General features: G+C 58.9%; 17 protein-coding genes. 7 read left to right on the top strand and 10 right to left on the bottom strand.

The annotated features are described in order from the left end of the window. Nucleotides 1-102 precede the first annotated feature (102 nt). Nucleotides 103-921, bottom strand: coding sequence for a class I SAM-dependent methyltransferase (locus tag GNX18_RS02910; RefSeq protein WP_166215312.1), 819 nt, complete (start codon nt 919-921; stop codon nt 103-105). Nucleotides 922-1,131: 210 nt separating this feature from the next. On the opposite strand from GNX18_RS02910, the gene GNX18_RS02905 reads away from it, so the two are divergent. From GNX18_RS02905 to mnmC, 4 genes are all read left to right on the top strand, one after another. Beyond that, nucleotides 1,132-1,662: a glycine cleavage system protein R gene (locus tag GNX18_RS02905; RefSeq protein WP_166215310.1), complete on the top strand. Its 531-nt coding sequence runs from the start codon at nt 1,132-1,134 to the stop codon at nt 1,660-1,662. A gap of 104 nt (nt 1,663-1,766) precedes the next feature. After that, nucleotides 1,767-2,231 carry a tRNA (uridine(34)/cytosine(34)/5-carboxymethylaminomethyluridine(34)-2'-O)-methyltransferase TrmL gene (gene trmL / locus GNX18_RS02900; RefSeq protein ID WP_166215308.1) on the top strand — a complete coding sequence of 155 codons (465 nt, stop codon included), beginning with the start codon at nt 1,767-1,769 and terminating at the stop codon, nt 2,229-2,231. A 51-nt stretch (nt 2,232-2,282) separates the two neighbouring features. Beyond that, nucleotides 2,283-2,804, top strand: coding sequence for a flavodoxin FldB (fldB, locus tag GNX18_RS02895; RefSeq protein WP_138235245.1), 522 nt, complete (start codon nt 2,283-2,285; stop codon nt 2,802-2,804). Between the two features lie 8 nt (nt 2,805-2,812). After that, nucleotides 2,813-4,858, top strand: coding sequence for a bifunctional tRNA (5-methylaminomethyl-2-thiouridine)(34)-methyltransferase MnmD/FAD-dependent 5-carboxymethylaminomethyl-2-thiouridine(34) oxidoreductase MnmC (mnmC, locus tag GNX18_RS02890; RefSeq protein ID WP_166215306.1), 2,046 nt, complete (start codon nt 2,813-2,815; stop codon nt 4,856-4,858). Between the two features lie 62 nt (nt 4,859-4,920). Here the strand turns inward: mnmC and GNX18_RS02885 are convergent, their stop codons facing one another. Continuing rightward, nucleotides 4,921-5,547 carry a DUF502 domain-containing protein gene (locus GNX18_RS02885; protein WP_138235243.1) on the bottom strand — a complete coding sequence of 209 codons (627 nt, stop codon included), beginning with the start codon at nt 5,545-5,547 and terminating at the stop codon, nt 4,921-4,923. A gap of 51 nt (nt 5,548-5,598) precedes the next feature. Here GNX18_RS02885 and GNX18_RS02880 point away from each other — a divergent pair, with 51 nt between their 5' ends. Next, nucleotides 5,599-6,381, top strand: coding sequence for a glutaminyl-peptide cyclotransferase (locus GNX18_RS02880; protein WP_166215304.1), 783 nt, complete (start codon nt 5,599-5,601; stop codon nt 6,379-6,381). A gap of 40 nt (nt 6,382-6,421) precedes the next feature. Here GNX18_RS02880 and GNX18_RS02875 read toward each other — a convergent pair whose 3' ends face one another. Then, nucleotides 6,422-6,910, bottom strand: a complete 489-nt coding sequence (locus GNX18_RS02875) for a hypothetical protein (protein ID WP_166215302.1) — start codon at nt 6,908-6,910, stop codon at nt 6,422-6,424. Between the two features lie 163 nt (nt 6,911-7,073). Here GNX18_RS02875 and recQ point away from each other — a divergent pair, with 163 nt between their 5' ends. Together recQ and GNX18_RS02865 are read left to right on the top strand one after the other, a co-directional pair. Continuing rightward, nucleotides 7,074-8,942 (top strand): DNA helicase RecQ, encoded by a 1,869-nt coding sequence (recQ, locus tag GNX18_RS02870; RefSeq protein WP_166215300.1) that lies wholly within the window; start codon nt 7,074-7,076, stop codon nt 8,940-8,942. Nucleotides 8,943-9,100: 158 nt separating this feature from the next. Then, nucleotides 9,101-10,084, top strand: coding sequence for a calcium/sodium antiporter (locus tag GNX18_RS02865; protein ID WP_166215299.1), 984 nt, complete (start codon nt 9,101-9,103; stop codon nt 10,082-10,084). Between the two features lie 12 nt (nt 10,085-10,096). Here the strand turns inward: GNX18_RS02865 and GNX18_RS02860 are convergent, their stop codons facing one another. The 7 genes from GNX18_RS02860 to oadA all read right to left on the bottom strand — a co-directional run bounded on the left by GNX18_RS02860 (nt 10,097) and on the right by oadA (nt 17,132). After that, nucleotides 10,097-10,414: a chaperone modulator CbpM gene (locus GNX18_RS02860; protein ID WP_166215297.1), complete on the bottom strand. Its 318-nt coding sequence runs from the start codon at nt 10,412-10,414 to the stop codon at nt 10,097-10,099. Between the two features lie 12 nt (nt 10,415-10,426). Next, on the bottom strand, nt 10,427-11,377 hold the full coding sequence (locus GNX18_RS02855; protein ID WP_138235237.1) for a DnaJ C-terminal domain-containing protein: 951 nt from the start codon (nt 11,375-11,377) through the stop codon (nt 10,427-10,429). Between the two features lie 121 nt (nt 11,378-11,498). Beyond that, complete coding sequence (locus tag GNX18_RS02850) at nt 11,499-12,251, bottom strand: OmpW family protein (RefSeq protein ID WP_166215296.1); 753 nt, start codon at nt 12,249-12,251, stop codon at nt 11,499-11,501. Nucleotides 12,252-12,733: 482 nt separating this feature from the next. Next, the gene (locus tag GNX18_RS02845) at nt 12,734-13,039 is read right to left on the bottom strand and encodes a BolA family transcriptional regulator (protein WP_166215294.1); all 306 of its coding nucleotides are present in this window, start codon (nt 13,037-13,039) and stop codon (nt 12,734-12,736) included. Nucleotides 13,040-13,057: 18 nt separating this feature from the next. Next, entirely contained in the window at nt 13,058-13,846 is a 789-nt protein-coding gene (djlA, locus tag GNX18_RS02840) for a co-chaperone DjlA (protein WP_166215293.1), read from the bottom strand. A 170-nt stretch (nt 13,847-14,016) separates the two neighbouring features. Beyond that, nucleotides 14,017-15,330 (bottom strand): sodium ion-translocating decarboxylase subunit beta, encoded by a 1,314-nt coding sequence (locus tag GNX18_RS02835; RefSeq protein ID WP_138235234.1) that lies wholly within the window; start codon nt 15,328-15,330, stop codon nt 14,017-14,019. A gap of 11 nt (nt 15,331-15,341) precedes the next feature. Continuing rightward, nucleotides 15,342-17,132, bottom strand: a complete 1,791-nt coding sequence (oadA, locus tag GNX18_RS02830; protein ID WP_138235233.1) for a sodium-extruding oxaloacetate decarboxylase subunit alpha — start codon at nt 17,130-17,132, stop codon at nt 15,342-15,344. Between the last annotated feature and the right edge of the window lie 103 nt (nt 17,133-17,235).

Below are 17,235 nucleotides of genomic sequence, written 5' to 3'. Positions count from 1 at the left end.
CTAGCCCGGTTTCGAAAACGAATACCCGGTGCCTGTCCGCCGCGGAATGGCAAAAAAAGCCCCGGATTGTCCGGGGCATTTTATCTAGGTAATCAGCAATTATCAGGACTTCGGCTTGCGGAACCGCAATGTCATACGGTCACTTTCCCCGATCGCCAGGTATTTGTCCTTATCCTCATCCCCCAGACGCAGGGACGGGGGCAGAGTCCAGACACCTTTCGGGTGATCCGCGGAATCCTTCGGGTTCGCATTGATCTCACTGGACTCCTCCAGCACAAACCCCGCGTTTTTCGCCAGCTCAATCACATAATCCTGAGTCACATAACCGCTCTTTTTCATATCTTCAAGGCTGGTACCCGGCTTCGCCCGGTGCTCCACTACACCCAGCACACCACCCGGCTTCAGCGCCGCGTAAAACGCCTTGAATGCCGCCTGCTCATTATTGCCGCCCATCCAGTTGTGCACATTGCGGAAGGTCACCACCGCATCCGCTGAAGCCGCCGGCGCAATCTCACTACCACCACCCGGCACGAACTCCGTCAATTTCACCGCACCGTAGGTATCCTTGTCCGCCGCCATTTTCTCTTCAAACTTGGCCAGGGAATTTTTGAAATACCCCACCTCCGTTGCTTTCGGGAAATGCGCCGCATACAGCGTACCCTTGTCCTTCAACATCGGCGCCAGAATCTCAGTGTACCAGCCGCCACCCGGCCAGATTTCCACCACCGTCATCTCCGGCTTCACATGAAAAAAGGCCAGCGTTTCCGCCGGGTGGCGGTACTTGTCCCGCGCTACATTCGCCGGTGTGCGCTGATCCCCCTTGATAGCGCCCTGAAGGGTATCGGCCTGAACCGCCCCTGCAAACGATACCGCACAGGCCAGACCGGCCAACCAGTGTGCAACTTTCCTCGGATCTAACATCGGGCTTCTCCTTTTGAGAGCTTGCTTGGAATTATTTTCCTCGATTGGGGATTCAACACTCCCGATCTCCTCTTGTAAAGCCTCAGACCGCCCCCGGGGTTCCATAGCGAGAACTTTGCCCACCGGGCGCCATACTGGCTACAATTCAGCTCAGCCAGCAGGTATCGCAGCCAGGTACCTCAATCCAGCAGTGCCAATAAGGACATCCCCATGCAGCAACACCTCGTCATCTCCATTATCAGCGACGACAAACCCGGCGTAGTGGAAATGCTCTCCGCCGCCGTGGCGGAAAATGGCGGCAACTGGGAAGACAGCCGCATGGCCCACTTTGCAGGCAAGTTTGCCGGCATATTGCGGGTCAGCGTGGCCGCCGAAGACGGTCCGCGTCTCAAGGAGGCGCTGATGAGCCTCGCCGGCGCCGACTTTAAGCTGCAGGTAGAAGACGCCCTTGCGGTAGCCGCCGACAGCCGACAGACCCTGCAGCTCAAACTCGTGGGCAATGACCGCCCCGGGATCGTCAAGGAAATCTCCCGCGCCCTCGCTGCCCGCAAGATCAATGTGGAAACCCTCGACACCCGTTATGGCAGCACCCCCTGGAGCGGCGAGCCCCTGTTCACCGCCGAGTGTACGATCAGCGTGGCGGAAGACGTCAGCATCGATGGCCTGCACGATGAACTGGATGAAATTGCCGACGAACTCGGAGTCGAGATCGACTGCGAAGAGACCTCCTCCGCGCTATAATCCCCGCCCTTCGCGGCCCGGCTGTTCATAAATCGACCTGGGCCGCCTGTCTGCCCCCACAACGGGGTATTAATGGTCAAACCCGATCAGCCCAAGTTGTCGCCATGTTCAAAATCGTGCTCTACCAACCGGAAATTGCTCCCAACACCGGCAATATCATCCGCCTGTGCGCCAATACCGGTGCCGAACTGCATCTGATCGAACCCCTCGGTTTCGCCATGGACGACAAACGCCTGCGCCGTGCCGGACTCGACTACGCCGAGTACAGCCGCGTCGTGCGCCACGGGGACTGGCGGGCCTTTGTGGAGTCCGAGCGGCCGGCGCGGGTGCTGGCTCTATCCACCAAAGGCTCCCGGGCCCATTCGGAAGTCGAGTTTCACGACGGCGACGCCATCGTCTTCGGCCCTGAAACCCGCGGCCTGCCCGCGGAATTCCTGGCCATGGCCGGCAGCGAGCACACCCTGCGCATCCCTATGTGCGCCAACAGCCGCAGCATCAATCTGTCCAATGCGGCGGCGATTGTGATTTACGAGGCCTGGCGGCAGCTGGGTTATCAAGGCGCGGTATAAGCGCTTGATAATTTTTCAATACGATTAACTCCCCGGAATTCTGACCGAACCATGCGCGCACCCATCGGACTTTTTTACGGCTCCAGTACCTGTTACACCGAAATGGCGGCGGAGAAAATCCGCGATCGCATCGGCGAGGAGTGGATCGACATCCACAATGTCGCAGACGACGATGTCACCCAGATGCGGGAGTACGACTTCCTGATTCTCGGCATCCCCACCTGGGATTACGGTGAACTGCAGGAAGACTGGGAAAACTGCTGGGACCAGCTGGCAACCCTGGATCTCGCCGGCAAAACCGTCGCCCTCTACGGGCTCGGCGATCAGGCGGGCTATCCCCAGTGGTATCAGGACGCACTCGGCTACCTGCACGCCCAAGTCCTTGCCCTCGGCGCCAAAGCCGTGGGCTACTGGCCAGCGGAAGGTTACGAATTCGAAGAGTCCAAAGGGCTGACACCGGACGGCAGCCAGTTTGTCGGTCTGGCCCTTGATGAGGAGAACGAATTCGAGAAAAGCGATGAGCGCCTCGACCAGTGGTGCGCGCAGATCATGCGCGAATTCGGCCTGCGCTGACCGCCTCCATGTCTGAACAGCAACACACTCCGGTTATACTGGCGCAGCTCGAATGGAAAGAAGACGGCCAGCCTGTTTCGTCGGCCTTCGACGACATCTACTTCTCTACCGCCTCGGGTCTGGAAGAAACCCGCCACGTATTCCTGAAGCACAACCACCTCAGTGAGCGCTGGGCGAACCTCGCCGACAACGCCACCTTCAGCATCGGTGAAACCGGCTTCGGCACCGGTCTCAATTTTCTCGCCGCCTGGCAACTGTGGCGGCAGACCGCGCCCGCAACGGCACAGTTGCATTTTGTCAGTGTGGAAAAGTTCCCCCTTGCCCCTCACGACCTTCGCCGCGCCCTGGCGCTGTGGCCGGAATTGCGCGAGCTCAGCGAACAACTAATCGCGCAATATCCAACGTATCTCGCGAGCGGCGTACACCGGCTGAATTTTGCCGGCAATGTACACCTGACCCTGATCATCGACGAGGCGAGCCGAGGCTTCGAGCGTATACAACTGGATGATCCGCACAGGGACAGCTTGGTCAACGCCTGGTTTCTGGACGGGTTCGCCCCGGCGAAAAACCCGGAGATGTGGAGCGACGACCTGTTTCGGGCCATCGCACAGCTCAGCGCTCAGGAGAGCACACTCGCCACCTTTACCTGCGCCGGCATCGTCAAGAGGGGATTGAAAGCCGTCGGCTTTGCGCTGGAAAAAGTACCGGGTTTCGGGCGCAAGCGGGAAATGCTGCGCGGGCGCTTCAGTGCGGCAACACCGGCCGAACAAGGGCCGCACCGCACCACCCCCTGGCACCTGCCCGTCACAAACACCGAGCCCCCAGCCACCATCGCTGTGATCGGCGCGGGCATCGCCGGAGCAACCGCCGCGCGCGCACTGGCGGACCGCAATTTCCAGGTCGCGGTGTTCGAACAGGGCAATGAACCCGGCAGCGGCGCCTCTGGCAATGACCAGGGCATCCTGTACGCAAAGCTCTCCCCAAAACCCGGCCCCAACGGCGACTTCAACCTACTGGCCCTGCAATTCGCCCAGCGCTTCTACCGGTCGCACTGCCCCGACGCGATCCATTTCGACGGCCTGCTGCAACTGGCAGAAACGGAAAAGGAGCAACAGCTGCAACAGCAGGTCATCGACCACCTGGAGCTGGACAGCAATTCCCTGCTCGCGCAACCGGTATCCGCGCCGCAGGCAAGCGAACTCGCCGGTGTCGATCTCAATATACCGGGGCTCTACTTCCCGGAAGCCGGCTGGCTGCGTCCGAAACAGGTCTGCAGCACCCTGCTGAATCACCCGAATATCCACTTCCATCCGGAAACACCCGTACTCGGTATTCAGCAGACCGCAGCGCGGTGGGAACTGGAAACAGAAAATCGCGGGAAAAAGACATCGCATCAGTTTGATGCCATCATCCTGTGCAGCGCCAACTTCAATCGCCAGTTCCCCAACACCGCCCCCCTGCCACTGCAGCCAATACGCGGCCAGGTTTCTTTCGCCCGGGCGACACCAGTATCACAAGCCCTGAACATTGCCCTCTGCGGCGAAGGCTACATCGCCCCCGCAGCGCCGGTTTCAGAACCTGACAAAACACCACAACACAGCTTCGGCGCCACCTTCAAACTGAAGCAAACGGATTTGGAAATACGCGAAGAAGAACACCAGGAAAACCTGGCAACACTCGCTTCCCTGTTACCGCAAATCGCCGAATCACTCAGCCACCAGCAACTGCGCGGGAGAACCGCCCTCCGCGCCGCCACCCCGGACTACCTGCCGATGGCAGGCCCGGTCGCCGAATGGGCTCAGCTGGAAAATACCTACGGCGCGCTGCGCAAAAACCGCAAGCAACGGATCGACCGCCGCACTCCATACCAGCAAAACCTGTATGTGCTGGCGGGACTGGGATCACGAGGATTTACCTATGCACCGCTCGCCGCGGAGGTGCTGGCCGCGTGGATCAGTAAAGAAGTGATGCCGGTATCAGAAGATCTTGTGAAAGCACTACATCCAATGCGCTTCGCAATAAGAAATCTTGGAAAAAACAAAGCGCCGCACTGAACAGTGCGCAAAACGTGACGCGAAGGGGAAGTGCTGGGTATCCTTCCTAGAACCACAATTAATCAAGAATCCTGGGTAGCAGGAACCCGTAACAACGCCCCACTACCAGACCCACAAGACACAATAGACTTCATAGCCGCCTCCACCGTCACATGGGGCAGAATCTCCACACACTCCGGAGGCAAGTGGTACACAAAACCCGAAGTCGGTACCGGCGCCGTCGGCACATACACCGTGAAATCTCCGTTCGGATGCTGGGATGTCACAATCGCCGTCACCGAAAGCGGATTATCCGCACCGTGAATCCGCGCCCGCGCCACCGGCCCAGATAACACCCCCTCCGTACCCGCACCACCAATAAACTGCAGTACCACATCCTTGATCGTGCTGTACCCCGGTGCCAACCTGCCAAGCCAGTGATCCAGGTGCCGGTGCGCCCAGCGCCCTACACTGGTTTTCACCAACAGACCGATCAAAAAACACAAACCGAGAATCAGCCCTAGGACGATCAGGCGGGCAAAGTTATCCTTGAACTCCGTATGTGCCTGCATCCACTCCGTGGCCGGCGCCACCAACTCGCTGATCTGGCCGAACAGCCACTGAAACAACAGGATGAAAATGGCAATGGGCAACACCACCGCCAGACCACCCAACAGCGTCAAAGTGACAAAGGCTTTTACTCTGGTCATAAACTACTGCACTGAACAATAACGGTTAAACAGGAATACGTTCGGCCAACCATGAAATCCTACATTACCGAACTGCTGTCGCTGCTACTCCTGACGGTCGCCGTGCCGACCGCAGCGGCATCAACGCCACCACAACTCGACTATCAGCTGCTCGACAGCAAAAAACGCCCGGCGGATCACTTTACCCAGGGACTGTACTACGACGGCGAGCGCTGGCTGGAAAGCAGCGGACTCTATGGCCGCTCATGGCTAGCGGAGTATACCGACCCCGGCGCCAGTCCCGTAAGACGCAAGTGGCTGGCAAGTGACCGTTTTGCGGAGGGGATCGCCGTTTTCGGTGAACGGCTCTACCTGCTCACCTACCGCGCAGGCGAGGTGCAGATATACCGGCGGGGGGACTTTTCACTGGAAAAGACGCTGAACTACAAAGGCGAGGGTTGGGGGCTCACCAGCGATGGCAAACAGCTGATCATGAGCAATGGCAGCGACAGCCTCGTGTTTCGCGATCCGGACACCTTCGCCGTCACCCGAACACTCAGGGTCACCGGTGGCGGAGAGCGCTGGACACGGTTAAACGAGCTGGAATATGCCAACGGACTGATCTGGGCCAATATCTGGCAGGACCCAAGGGTTATCGCTATTGACCCACAAAACGGTGAGGTGAAGGGCGTGCTGAACCTGGAAAAACTGCGCCAGGACAGCGTCCGCGACCAATGGAATGTAGATGCCGTCGCCAACGGCATTGCCTGGGACCAGAATCGCAAAGGACTGTGGGTGACGGGAAAATTCTGGCCGAAACTCTACCTGATCCGCCCGCATGGGCTCGGGTTCTAAAGCACCGATCCCGCCCTAGGGCAATCAGTTCCGGCACCGATCAATTGCGATAATAGTCGATCACCGTAAGAAAACCGCCGCTGCGAATGGATTCCAGCGCCGTACCCTGCAGCTGTAGCCGGTAACCACGCTGCTGGCGCTCTAAAGTCACACCATCTGCCCCTTCCGCACCGTCAAACAGCATGGCGTGCTCGCCGCTGCCCCCCCGCCACTGCACCCCTTCCACATTGCGCATCCCCGGCAACTCAATAGTGACCGTCTGCAGATCTGCGGGTAACTCACGCACTTCCATCCGGGCGATACCGCTGGAAGTGGCCAGTGAATAATTGAGCTGATGAGCGGGCGCAGGTTTCCACCCGAGATGAGTATCCGCCACGGCGGACTGGGCCAGGTTGCGGGGGTTGATGGCGCTGGGGCCGCTTGTGGTGCAGCCAGCAAGCCAGGACAGAGCACAGGCCATCAGAGTGCCGATCAACACGGAGGAAGTTGTAGTTGGCTTCTCAGCTGACGTCGTTGTCATTGCGCGCATAGCATTGTCCCTGTCTATGTCTGCGGTGGTGGGATTATAGACCAAGCTCACACTACTTGAAGCAAACAGACGCCAGTAAAGGACAAGAGGGCGCCAACAATTGGACATCTGACTGCCCGAACCGGTTCACACTGGGCACCGGGCAAACGGTATACTGCCGCCCATGACAGAATCACACCCGGCTCCGGCCACATCCAACTCCGCGGGCAACCCCCACTTTATCCTCGAGCACACGTTCGGCTACACCGGATTCCGCGGTGATCAAGAAGCGATCATCAACACCCTGGTAGCCGGTGATGATGCACTGGTGCTGATGCCCACCGGTGGTGGCAAATCCCTGTGTTACCAGATTCCGGCGCTGGCGCGCCCCGGATGCGGGATTGTGATTTCGCCACTCATCGCACTGATGCAGGACCAGGTGGAGGCCCTGCGGGCCGCCGGTGTGGCCGCGGCTTTCCTGAACTCGTCGCTGGATTTCGACGAGGCCCAGCAGATCGAAAGCCGGCTGCTGCAAGGCGAGCTGGACCTGCTCTACCTGGCGCCGGAGCGGCTGTTGCAACCCCGCACCCTGGATCTGCTGGCGCGCGCAAAAATCTCGCTCTTCGCCATTGACGAGGCCCATTGTGTGAGCCAGTGGGGACATGATTTCCGCGCCGACTATCTGCAGCTTTCCTGCCTGCATCAGCGTTTTCCCGAGGTGCCGCGGGTTGCCCTCACCGCCACTGCAGACCAGCGCACACGACGGGAAATTGCCCAGCGCCTGGACTTGGCGAATGCGCGCCACTTCGTCAGCAGCTTCGACCGCCCGAATATCCAGTACCGCATCGCCCCCAAAAACAACCCCAAGCGCCAACTGCTGCAGTTCCTGCACAGCGAGCAGCAGGGCAACGCCGGCGTGGTCTACTGCCTTTCCCGCAACAAGGTGGAATCCACCGCGGACTGGCTGCAACAGCAGGGATTCAACGCCCTGCCCTACCACGCGGGCTTGTCGGCCCATGTCCGCGCCGAGCACCAGCGCCGCTTCTTGCGGGAAGAAGGCGTAATCATGGTGGCCACCATCGCGTTCGGCATGGGGATCGACAAGCCGGATGTGCGCTTCGTCGCCCATCTCGACCTGCCCAAAAGCATCGAAGCCTATTACCAGGAGACCGGGCGCGCCGGGCGCGACGGCGAACCCGCCACCGCGCTACTGCTGTATGGCCTCGAAGACGTGGTGAAACTGAGCCAGATGGCGGCCACCTCAGAAGGCAGCGAAGAGCACAAACGCCAGGAGCGCCAGCGGCTTGATGCCATGCTGGGACTATGCGAAATCACCAGCTGCCGGCGCCGCGCCCTCCTGCGCTATTTCGAAGAGGAACTGGCGGCGGACTGCGGCAATTGCGACACCTGCCTGGAAGCGCCCGCCACCTGGGATGCGAGCGAGGCCGCACGTAAGTTAATGTCCGCGGTCTACCGGACCGGCCAGCGCTTTGGCGCGGCCCATGTGATCGACGTGCTGCGGGGGGCTGATACCGAAAAAGTCCGCCAGTTTGGTCACGACCGGAACTCCACCTACGGCATAGGTGCCGATATGAGCGCCAATGAGTGGCGCGCCATCGCCCGTCAGTTGGTGGTGCGAGGCTATTTGCAGGTCAACGCTGAAGCGTTCAACGCACTGCAATTAACCGAGCAATGCCGGCCGGTGCTGCGCGGTGAGGAAACCCTGTTGCTCCGCACCTTGCCGAAATCCGCTCCCGCCAAAGCCTCCGGGCGCGATACCAGCGCCGGCGCCCCCCGCGCGGAAATTTCCGCGGAAGATCAACCGCTGTGGGACGCACTGCGCGCTCTGCGCAAATCCCTGGCGGAGGAACGCGGCGTGCCTCCGTACGTGGTTTTCCACGACGCCACCCTGCGGGAAATGCTCAGCGCCCGCCCCCGCAATCGCGACGAGATGCTGGCAATATCTGGTATCGGCGACAGCAAGTTGGCGAAATTCGGGGAACCGTTTCTGGCGCTGTTGCAGGAGTTTGAACCCGCTTGCACAGACGTCTGAGAGTGCCCAATCTCTACAGGCAACGTTCGCGGACGTTGCCCTGCAGGGGATGGGCAGCTGTTCAATCTCTCCTGCAAGGCGACGGCAGAGCCGTTACAATCGCCTCCGCAATCGCCACGGCCGTGGCTAAACTCAATCCCTCCAGATTAAGGATGCCCATGATTCTTCCCTTGCTCGCCATCGTTGCCGGATTTGCTCTGTTGGTATGGAGCGCGGATCGCTTTGTGGAAGGCGCCGCCGCAACAGCCAGGCATCTCGGCATGCCGCCGCTGTTGATCGGTATGGTAATTGTGGGATTCGGTACATCGGCGCCGGAAATGGTGGTATCGGCCATGGCGGCAATGGATGGCAGCCCGGGGCTCGCGCTGGGTAATGCCTACGGCTCCAATATCGCCAATACCGGCCTGATCCTGGGTGCCACCGCGATGCTGATTCCGCTTACGGTAAACAGCAAAATCATCAACAAAGAACTGCCGTTGCTTCTGGCGATCACTTGTGTCACCGCGGTGTTCTTCTGGAACGGGGCTCTCAGCCGCACAGAGTCGCTTATTCTGCTGGCAGGCTTTTTTGGCCTGATCGGCTGGTCAATATTCTCGGCGCTGCGCGGCAAGGGCGACATCGTCGAAAGTGAAATTGAAAAGGAGCTGGCAGAACACGATATGCCCCTGGGCAGAGCTCTGTTCTGGGTCGCGGCTGGTCTTACCCTGTTGATTCTGAGCTCGCGCCTGCTGGTGTGGGGCGCAGTCACCATTGCCCAGCAACTGGGCGTCAGCGATCTGGTCATTGGCCTCACCATCGTTGCGCTCGGTACGTCACTTCCCGAGCTTGCCGCTACCGTGGTCGCCGCTCGCAAGGGAGAACACGATATCGCCATCGGCAACGTCGTTGGGTCAAACATGTTCAACCTGCTAGCGGTGGTGGGAATCGCCGGCGTCATCGCGCCGATGCCGAACATTCCCCCCGAGCTCCTAACCCGCGACTGGCCAGTGGTTATCGGTTTGACCCTGGCACTGTTCGTGTTTGGCTATGGATTTGGCAAGCGGCACGGCCGCATCAACCGCGTTGAGGGCGCCCTGCTGCTCGCAGGCTATATAGCCTACACGACCTATCTGGTGGTCGAGATCACCAACAAGGCGGCGTGAAGGCCGCCGCTATCAATGCCGCTCCAAGCGGCGAATTCGCGCGCGCAGCTGCTCGATCTCCTCGAGCAGCTCCAGCGCCAGCGCGGCGCCAGCGTGGTTGACGCCGAGGTCCTGCTCCAATCGCACCATACGGTGCACTTTGCGCACGCACACGCCACTGAAATACAGTGTTCCGGAAACCTGCTGCGCCTCTACCACCCCCTCATCCATCAGCGCCGTTACCTGTTCCGCTGTCAATGCGCAGGCCTGACATAGTTCGCGCAACGTGACCCGGCTGTTTTCATCCAGAAGTACCGCCGTCAATTCGTTCGTGTCAAATTGATTGTCCATTGCAGAGATCCTTTAGCTGGCACCGGTACGAGGGTCGAACCGGAACGAGTCGCGAAAATTTCGATAGGCTTCCCGCTCCTGCTCCGTATCGGCAGGTGGTGTCACAATATCAAGTACCACATACAGATCCCCAGGCTCTTTTGCCGGTAACCCCCGTCCTTTCAAACGCAGCTTGCCCCCGCTTTTACTGTTGGGGGGCAGCGTGAGGTTCACGGTACCGCTGGGGGTTTGCACCGGAACCTTCTCACCGAGCGCCGCCTCCCAGGGCGACACCGGCAGGTTCAGATACACCGTCGTGCCCTCCACACTGAAACGGGGATGCGGGTTGAAAACGATCTCAAGATACAAGTCGCCCGGCTTGCCGTCGCCCATTCCCGGCTCGCCTTGCCCCGCCAGGCGGATCTGCTGTCCCTCGGTCACACCTTTCGGAATGGTAATATTGAGCTTGCGCTCCTTTACTACCGGGCGGCCATTGGGTCCCAGCTCAGAGTGCTTGAGCGTAATCTGTCGCTTGCTGCCGGCGTAACTGTCTTCGATGTCTATGGCAATACGCGCATGGGTATTTTCCCCCTGCGCGTGAAACCGCTGGCCTCCACCGTGAAAACTCCCACGACTGAAGCCACCGCGGCCAAACAAGCTTTCAAAAAAGTCGCTGAAGGCCGCTGGGTCCGCCTCGGTGTAGCCACCGCCGTGAAACTCGAACCCCTGATCCCAGTTGGGCGGTGGCCGGAAGTCCTGACCGCTATTCCAACTGCTGCCCAATTGATCGTAAGCAGCCCGCTTTTCCGGATCTTTCAGCACTTCGTAGGCTTCATTAACTTCCTTGAAGCGCTCCTCCGCAGCATCTTCCTTGCTGACATCCGGGTGATATTTACGGGCGAGCTTGCGGTAAGCACGCTTGATTTCATCTTGGGCGGCACTGCGCTCCACGCCAAGGATTTTGTAATAGTCGCGGTATTCCATACAGAAATGCTTACTACCCTGTCACACGCTCTAATTTTTCCGATGTATGAAAAAGGCACCCGCAGGTGCCTTTTCCGTTCGTCCTTGAACGCGACTCTTTGATACCCGATGAATTCAGGGATCAGAAAGAGTAGCCAACACCCAGATTAAACACCCAGGGGCTGTAGTCCACATCGGTAATCTCGTTGGTGAAACGAGCCGGCGGGAGCAACAGGTTGTCTGTGTAGGAAACGCGATAGTCAGTATCGGCATCGATGTACAGCACCGCAGCATTCACAAGAAATGCACTCTCGCGACCGAATTTGAAGTCCACACCGATTTGACCAGTGAACCCCCAGGAGTGGCTGAGGCCGTAATCAACATCGATGAGATCAAGCGAATTCAGATCATCCCTGAATCGGCGAGAAAAGCTTTCATCGCTGAAGTCGGTGTAGTTAACACCAATACCAACATAGGGTTGAACCATGCAGTCACGGCTCAGCGGATACCAGTTGAGGTAAGCATTGGCATAGCTCGCGTCAAAATCACCGACATCATAGTCACCAACATCAACGTAGACATCGTCATATCTGATGCGCTCTAGATCCAGATCGTGGTTGGTGGAACCGATATACATCAGTTCCACACCCCAATGTTCTACCGGCAACCAGGCCGCGGAAATATTCCAGGTGGTATCGGCATCGATGTCGAAGTCTTCGTGGATAAAATCTTCAGTGAAGCGAAGATCATTATGACTGTCATCAGGGTCAATCCAGCTCGCACCAACACGAACAACAAAGTCACCATCACTCAACCAATCTGCAGAAGCCTGCTGGGCACTTACCATTGCAGCTACAGCGATTGCAAGCGGTGTCAGAACGCGTGTCATTTTCATTGAGAACTCCATCGTATTCGGCAAATTAAACAGCAATCAACCCAATCACTTGTCAGTCTAGACACGGGACGATATCGGTGTAGAAAAAACAGCCGAAAAAAATCTTTATCTTTGGAACTTTTGCACGATTGGGTCGCCCGCTTTCTTTTATTCGATGTAATACACGCCAGACGTTAAAGACTTTGCCACAACCAGCAAGGAAAAAATCACGCCGATTTCGGTGTATTGGGTGCCAATTAGGGCTCGGCAGAACATTATTCGCGCCAAGAAACGCAGAGCAGCAACGTGTGGCAGGAAAAAATAGGAAAATTTCCGTCAGCCATTCAGACGACATTCAGGTCGCGAATTTGGACGTACCAAAAGAGTAAAGAAGTGTTGTTTTCAGGAAAAGGCGCGGAAATGAATCGCCCAGAGAAGGCGGGTAGCAGCGCAAACCAATCGCGAGCCGAAACGCCGGCCCGCATACACGGCTAGCGGCAGAATCAGCCCTTGCTGCCCCCCATACACTGCGGACTGGCGGGCGCCTGGCCGGCCCATTCGGCATCGGTATACAAATGCAGGGCCAGCGCGTGAATCGGTCCCGCCATTTCATCCGCAAGTACCGCGTAAACCTTCTGGTGCCGCTGCACCTTGCGCGCATTGCAGAATGCGTCGCTCACCAGCACCACGCGGAAGTGCATTTCCGAACCGGCAGGCACATTGTGCCTGTGGCTTTCACACTCGACTTCAATATGAGAAGGGTTGAAAGCGTCGCTCAGTTTCTGCTGAATCCGTTGCGCCAAAGACATATTAAGCTCCCATATCTGTTATGCCCGCTCAACCGCAGCTTGCCGCTTGCGCGCGGCAACAATGGTATCGTACGCCACGGTAACACTCTTCATCTGATCCTCCGCATGGCGCATGAATTCCTCCGGCAATCCCTTGGAGGCGATTTTGTCCGGATGGAATTCCGCTGCCTTGCGGCGATAGGCCAGCTTCAGCTCCCGATCATCCACCTCCGGACTACAGCCGAGCACATCGTAATGCGCCTGCAGCGAGTCACCTTGGGGGCCGTGCCCCTGACGCGCGAACTCGTTGAACATGGTGGTAAAAATGGAGGCATTCAGCCCGAGGGCTTCCGGAATCCGGCGCAGAATCTGTTCTTCCGCCGGGTGCAGCTCGCCATCGGCGAAGGCCACCGCAAACAACAGTCGGTAAACCATCTCCCGCATTGCCTGATTGCGAATCAGCTGGCGGTATTGATTCGCGTAATCGTAAATGCTGAACTGGTCGTCTTTTGCATTCTGGAAAATCTTGATCGCCTGCTGACGATCTTCGGCACTGAGACGCAAGTTGGTGTTGATGAAATCATCAACCAGCTGGACCTCCGCCTTGGAAACCTGACCATCGGCCTTGGCCATTTTCGCCAGCATGGAGAACAGTGCGACGATAAATACCGTCTGCGCGCCATCGCGGTTCAGAGTAACACCGGCATCGCTGAGCTTCTTCAGGCCGGAACCGAAAGAGCTGCCCACCCAGGCGCCCAGCGCCGCGCCAATAGGGCCGCCAAACATCATGCCGATACCGGCGCCGATACCCGCACCCAACCAGGACATAACCACTCCTTCCGGCACCGACAGTGGCGCCATCATACAGTCAAAAAGGGCCGCCATCTTAACACGCCCGGCCGGATTCCCCGGAACCCTTGGCGACCAGCCGGTTCCCTTCACCGCATATGCATAAAAAACCCCGCCGCAGCGGGGTTGATGAGCCCTGGAAGCCAGTGTCAGCCCGTCATGGCACGCACCATGGTGATCATCACGCCCGCGGCTACCGCAGAGCCGATTACCCCGGCAACGTTCGGCCCCATGGCATGCATCAACAGGAAGTTATGCGGGTTTGCCTCAAGGCCCAGCTTGTTGGAGACCCGTGCCGCCATTGGTACCGCGGAAACACCCGCAGAACCGATCAGCGGGTTGATCTTGTTCTTGCTGAAGGCGTTCAACAGTTTCGCCATCAGCACACCAGCTGCCGTGCCGATAGCAAAGGCAACGATACCGAGCGCCAGGATGCCAAGAGTCTTCGGGTCGAGAAACTTGTCCGCCGCCAGCTTCGATCCCACCGAAAGCCCCAGAAAAATCGTGGTGATATTGATCAACGCATTCTGTGCGGTGTCGGACAGGCGGTTCACCACCCCGCACTCACGCATCAGATTGCCAAAGCAGAACATACCGAGCAGCGGTGCCGCATCCGGCAGAAACAGCGCTACCAGAATCAACAGCACCAGGGGAAACACGATTTTCTCGCGCTTGCTCACGTGGCGCAGCTGCACCATCTCGATCCGGCGCTCCTGCTCGGTAGTCAGTGCACGCATGATCGGAGGCTGAATCAGTGGCACCAGCGCCATATAGGAGTAAGCCGCCACCGCAATGGCACCGAGCAAATCCGGCGCCAGCAGGCTGGAAACATAAATGGCAGTGGGGCCGTCGGCGCCGCCGATGATACCAATGGCCGCCGCGTCGGCGATAGAGAAATCCATGATGCCGGCGGCAGACATAGCCACCGCACCCAGTACCGTCGCGAAAATACCGAACTGGGCCGCTGCACCGAGAAACAGGGTGCGCGGGTTTGCCAGCAGCGGACCGAAGTCCGTCATGGCGCCCACCCCCATGAAAATCACCAGCGGCGCAACACCGGAGGCAATGGCCACACTATAAAAGTTGTACAGCATGCCATTGGAGAAACCAGCGTCCGCAGCCACCTGCGCGGCGCGCTCCTGGGCCGCCGCCGGCGCAAGCTCAAGCGCAGCTTTCAGCCCGTCAACCGATTCAAACCCGGCGAGGCCCACAGCCTGCGCCAGTTGCGCCAGAACCCCGGCATCGCCGGCATAGATCGCCGCCTCCACCGCAGGGGCGGCCAGGTTGGCACCGGGAATATTCGCAAGAATGCCTCCAAACCCGATCGGCACCAGCAGCAGCGGCTCGAAATTCTTGCGAATGGCAAGAAACAGCAGGCCCAGCCCCACGAGGATCATGATGAACTGCCCGGAGGTCATCTGATAGACCCCGGACGAAAACCACAGACTTGTCAGATTGTCCACTTTCGCCCCCGTTACGCGATGGTCAGCAGGGCATCGCCCACGGCCACAGAATCGCCCTCTTTAATACTGACGCCGGTCACGCTGCCAGCACGCGGCGCACTGATGGCTGTCTCCATCTTCATGGCTTCCAGGATCACAATACTCTGCCCTTCCGCCACCTGATCCCCAGGCTTTACCAGCACCTTGAAGATATTCCCCGCCAGCGGCGCTTTCACCGGTGTTCCACTACCTGCAGTCGCCGGTGCCGGCGCGCTGACACCCGCCGCAGTGCCACCGCCGATGCGGACCATCCCAGTCAGATCCCCGCCGTCGCTCACGGTCACGGTGTAGCTCTGTCCTTCCACGGAAACGGTGTAGACACTCTCCCCCTGATCGTTCTTGATCTCAGCGCCCTCTTTCCCGGTGGGAACAGGCTCAAATGCCGACGGGTTACCGCGGTTTTTCAAGAATTTGAGACCGATCTGCGGGAACAGTGCGTAAGTCAGTACGTCGTCGATTTCGCCTTCGCCACTGGTGAGCGCGATGGAATCTTCCGCCGCCTTCTGTTGCAGCTCCGCCGCCAGTTTGTCCACTTCCGGCGACAGCAAGTCCGCCGGGCGGCAGGTGACGGGTTCGGCGCCGTCCAGCACACGATCCTGCAGTTCTTTGTTCATGTCTGCCGGGGTCGCTCCATACTCGCCCTTGAGGACGGCGGCCGTTTCTTTGGAGATAGACTTGTAGCGCTCTCCGGTGAGCACATTGAGTACCGCCTGGGTACCCACGATCTGGGAGGTCGGGGTTACCAGCGGGATAAAACCCAGGTCTTTGCGCACGCGTGGGATTTCCTCCAACACCTCATCGAGGCGATCGCCCGCGCCCTGCTCACGCAGCTGGTTTTCCATATTGGTCAGCATGCCACCGGGTACCTGGGCCACTAGGATGCGGGAATCCACTCCGCGCAGGGAGCCTTCGAACTTCGCGTACTTCTTGCGCACTTCGCGGAAATAAGCCGCAATTTCTTCCAGCAGCTTGATATCGAGACCGGTATCGCGCTCGGTGCCCTCGAGAATCGCCACCACCGCCTCCGTGGGACTGTGGCCATAGGTCATGGACATGGAGGAAATCGCCGTGTCGATATTGTCGATGCCCGCTTCCACGCACTTCAGCGCGGTGGCGGTGGACAGGCCAGTAGTGGCATGACACTGCATGTGGATCGGGATATCCACCGCGGCCTTGAGCCGGGTCACCAGCTCAAAGCCCTCGTAGGGACGCAGCAGGCCAGCCATATCCTTGATCGCAATGGAATCCGCACCCATGTCCTCGATCTGGCGGCCGAGGTCCACCCACATATCCATCGTGTGTACCGGACTCACGGTGTACGAGATAGTGCCCTGCGCGTGCTTACCCTGCTTTTTCACCGCGGCCAGCGCCGTCTGCAGGTTGCGCATGTCGTTCATGGCATCGAACACGCGGAAGACGTCCACGCCATTGGTAGCCGCGCGCTCGACGAATTTTTCCACTACATCGTCCGCGTAGTGGCGGTAGCCGAGGATGTTCTGGCCGCGAAACAGCATCTGCTGCGGGGTGTTCGGCATGGCTTTTTTCAGCTCGCGGATACGCTCCCATGGGTCTTCGCCGAGGTAGCGGATGCACGCATCGAAGGTGGCGCCGCCCCATGACTCAAGAGACCAGAAACCGACCTTATCCAGCTTCTCCGCAATCGGCAGCATGTCATCCAGCCGCAGGCGGGTTGCGAACAGCGACTGGTGGGCGTCGCGAAGGACTACATCTGTAATCCCCAGGGGCTTTTTAACCTCAGTCATGGGTCGTCTCTCTTGGAAAATTGATCTTTGAATCTGAAAATTTGCGTGGACACCCGAAGCACTGGCGAAGAGCTACGGGTCGTCTTGCATTCTGTGGTGTATT

The sequence above is a fragment of the Microbulbifer sp. SH-1 genome, assembly GCF_011326135.1.
In the GTDB taxonomy this organism is placed as follows: domain Bacteria; phylum Pseudomonadota; class Gammaproteobacteria; order Pseudomonadales; family Cellvibrionaceae; genus Microbulbifer; species Microbulbifer harenosus.
This window is presented reverse-complemented; position numbering and strand designations above follow the sequence as displayed.